Origin of the sequence: Calothrix rhizosoleniae SC01 (assembly GCF_900185595.1) — a bacterium.
GTDB classification, from domain to species: Bacteria; Cyanobacteriota; Cyanobacteriia; order Cyanobacteriales; family Nostocaceae; genus Calothrix_A; species Calothrix_A rhizosoleniae.
Window position 1 is genome coordinate 1 of sequence record NZ_FYBH01000153.1, and the last position, 3501, is coordinate 3501.

The window sequence follows — 3501 nt, forward strand, 5'->3', positions numbered from 1 at the left end:
ATTGTATGCCAACATAATAGGAATCAAAAAGCCAATGAAAACGAGCATAAACACTAGTGAACTTGGTGATGCTGCTGCTTCATAAATTGTGATTTCTGTAGGGATAATATAGGGAAAAACAACCAAAGCCAACCCAATAAAAGTCAACAAGAAAAGTAAAATAGTCCAAAAAAATGGTGCTTTCTCTTGACGTTTATTCAGACTAGTAATTAACTGCCAAATTAATAAAACTCCCAGGATGGGAATGATGGCGAAAATGTAAACTAGTGGTTGAGCAAATAACCTTTGCCTGGCATACTCATAAAAGATAGGTGTGATCGCAGTAATGGCAATTGCTCCCAACAGAGTTGTCCAAGCGGCAATCAGAGCTGTTTTATAATGGGTTTGCTGTAAGTTCCCGGTGGTTTTCCAGATCAAATAGGTGGAACCAATTAGCACATAGCCTTGAATTAGTGTCAACGCCACCAGTAGGGATGGTAAACTCAACCAATCCCAGGTCGTACCTACAAAGTCACCAACTGCATCAACTTTAATCCCCGCTAACACTCCCCCTAAAGCGAATCCTTGACCAAGTGCAGCCATGAAACTACCAGCACCAAAGGCGATATTCCAGAAGACTTTGCGGGTAGCATGTTCCCGAAACTCAAACGCCACAGCCCGAAAAATAAACCCGAAAATCATCATCATAATCGGGATATATAGAGCAGTGAGGATAGTACTATATGCCAAGGGAAATGCACCAAACAAAGCACCGCCCATCAATACTAGCCAAGTTTCGTTTGCATCCCACACATTTCCCAAACTAGTCATGAGGATACCACGACGTTCTTCATCCGAGGCTGTCAGGGATAAAATTCCTACCCCCAAATCAAAGCCATCTAGCATCACATACAAGAAGAGAAACAAAGCCAAGATTGCAAACCACACCTGTGGTAAAAAATATGTGAGAGTTTCCATTGTACCTCCTATTTACCTGCTTCCACAGGGCGACGATCAGGAAGAAATTCCCCAGGGGTAGTATCCAATCCGGGATGATTTTCTATTCCCGGTACAGGTAAATCCAAGTTTGGTCCCTTGTGAATGATGCGACTGCCAAAATACAACGCAGAGATGAATAAAATGGTATAAACTACTGTGAAGCCCATCAAAGAGCCTAAAACATTCCCCGCAGGTACAGCAGAAGCCGCATCACTGGTACGGATTAAACCATACATCGTCCAAGGTTGTCTCCCAACTTCCCGAACAATCCAGCCAGCTTCTACGGCAATATATCCTAAGGGTGCAGCGAATATCCAACCACGTAATAACCAGGATTGCTGAGTAATATTTAATGCTGATAAATTACCACGCATCCATTGGATGACACTCCAAATTACCAGCCCCACATAGAAAAAGCCAATCCCAGCCATAATGCGGAACGAGTAAAAAATTAATCCTAACATCGGCGGTCTATCTTCCGGTTTCCACTCCTTTAAACCCAGTACAGGCTCACTCAATTGTGGTTTAAACTCCAGAATATAACCCAAACCATTGGGAACATTTAGCTCAAAATCATTTTTCTCCCCATCTTTGTTTGGGAGTGCAAGAATACTCCAAGGTGCAGATTCTCCCTCAGCTACACTTTCCCACCGTGCTTCAATGGCTGCTAACTTGGAAGGTTGATTTTCCCGTACTTGTTCCCCACTCCAATGCCCAATGGCAATTTGTAACGGTGCAACTGCGATCGCTGCTACCAGGACAATCTTTAAAGACTTGGAAAAGAAAGCTTGGTTGCGTTTATTAAGAATATACCACGCACTAATCCCACCAATTACAAACAGGGAAGTTTCCAGGGTAGCAAAGAACATATGCAGAACACTATTCACCATTGAGGGATTCCAAATTGCCTCAAAGTAATCTCGCACAATGAACTTACCATCCACTAATTCACCACCCACAGGGGTTTGCATCCAGGAATTTGCTGTCAAAATCCAAAACGTGGAGAGATTAGCACCAAAAGCCACCAAAATTGTAGCTATATAGTGCATTACAGAGTTTACCCGTTCCCAACCAAACAGCATAATTCCCAGGAAACCTGCTTCTAGCATAAATGCCATAGAAGCTTCAAAACCCAAAATGCTGCCAAAAAAGTCTCCTACAGCCTTGGAAAAGGGTGCCCAATTGGTGCCAAATTGAAACTCCATCGGTACACCAGAAGCGACACCAATACCGAAGTTTAAGACATACAGCTTTGACCAAAACCGGGCGTGATAATAGTAATCAGGATTGCGGGTTTTCAGCCATAAACCTTCCACAATTACCAGATAAATCCCCATCCCCGTAGTTAATACGGGCCATAACATATGGAATATGCTAGTTAATGCGAACTGCATCCGGGATAGAACTACAGTGTCCGTCAAAAACTCCATAATTATCTATTGTGTATTAGAGTTGACCATTCTAGGTTAACCGTGAAAATCCTGAAGTGTGAAGTTTTGTAAGGTATTCTTAAAAGTCTCCAATGAGTGTTGGAGACTTCGACTTTGTAACAAGGTATGTTGTAGGAACAAGTGTAAAACTGGTTAGTTATAACATAACTATTATGGATATTAATAATGGTAACAATAGATATTCCCGAAGGATGACATAGCTATTAACACAACATATAAGGATTTCTTAGGGAAAGCATCATTTTATGATCTAGATAACCAGTTCCATTCCCCTACAGATAAAGCTAATCTATAATTAATAAGATTAAATAAATATTAATTTTTTCCAATTCCATATTGTTATTGGTGATGGGCAAGGATTGCAACCGTGCAATCTGGGTTATTTTGCTGCGATTAAAGAGGGGAATTAATGACTCACTACTTGCTTGAAACAGCTTGGTTAGTACCTTGTTATGCTTTAATGGGGGTACTTTCAGCTATTCCCTGGTCACCGGGAATTCTGCGCCGTACAGGACCAAGACCAGCTGGTTATGTTAATTTAATCATGACATTTTTTGCCTTTATTCATGCTGCTTTAGCATTGCTAGCTACTTGGGGACAACCACCATCACAAGTCCATATTCCTTGGTTAAGTACTGCGGGTTTGAATCTAACTATAGATATAGAAATATCTTCAGCAAGTGTTGGTGCAATGGTGGTAATTTGTGGGTTAAATTTTCTCGCACAAATTTACGCCATTGGCTATATGGAAATGGATTGGGGCTGGGGACGTTTCTATTCCTTGTTGGGAATATTTGAAGCAGGATTGTGCGCCCTGGTTTTATGTAATAATTTGTTCTTTAGTTATGTAATTCTAGAAATTCTCACTTTAGGAACCTACTTGTTAGTTGGGTTATGGTTTAGTCAACCTTTGGTAGTTACCGGTGCAAGGGACGCTTTTTTAACCAAGCGGGTAGGAGATTTATTTCTATTGATGGGAGTACTAGCAATTTTTCCCCTAGCTGGTACTTGGAATTACACAGAATTAGCAGAATGGGCGGCTACTGCGGATATCAACCCCACATTAATGGCA

At 41.3% G+C, this 3501-nt stretch carries 3 protein-coding genes; 1 reads left to right on the forward strand and 2 read right to left on the reverse strand.

The window, feature by feature from the left end; all coding sequences use genetic code 11:
• Positions 1 to 957 (reverse strand): cytochrome d ubiquinol oxidase subunit II (gene cydB, locus CALSC_RS08985; protein WP_088241022.1); only part of this gene is annotated, 957 nt, incomplete at its 3' end.
• 8 nt (positions 958 to 965) lie between these two features.
• Entirely contained in the window at positions 966 to 2408 is a 1443-nt protein-coding gene (locus CALSC_RS08990) for a cytochrome ubiquinol oxidase subunit I (RefSeq protein WP_088241023.1), read from the reverse strand.
• Between the two features lie 430 nt (positions 2409 to 2838).
• Between CALSC_RS08990 and CALSC_RS08995 the strand changes: the two genes are divergently transcribed.
• On the forward strand, positions 2839 to 3501 hold a 663-nt coding region (locus CALSC_RS08995; protein ID WP_268807197.1), incomplete at its 3' end, for a proton-conducting transporter transmembrane domain-containing protein.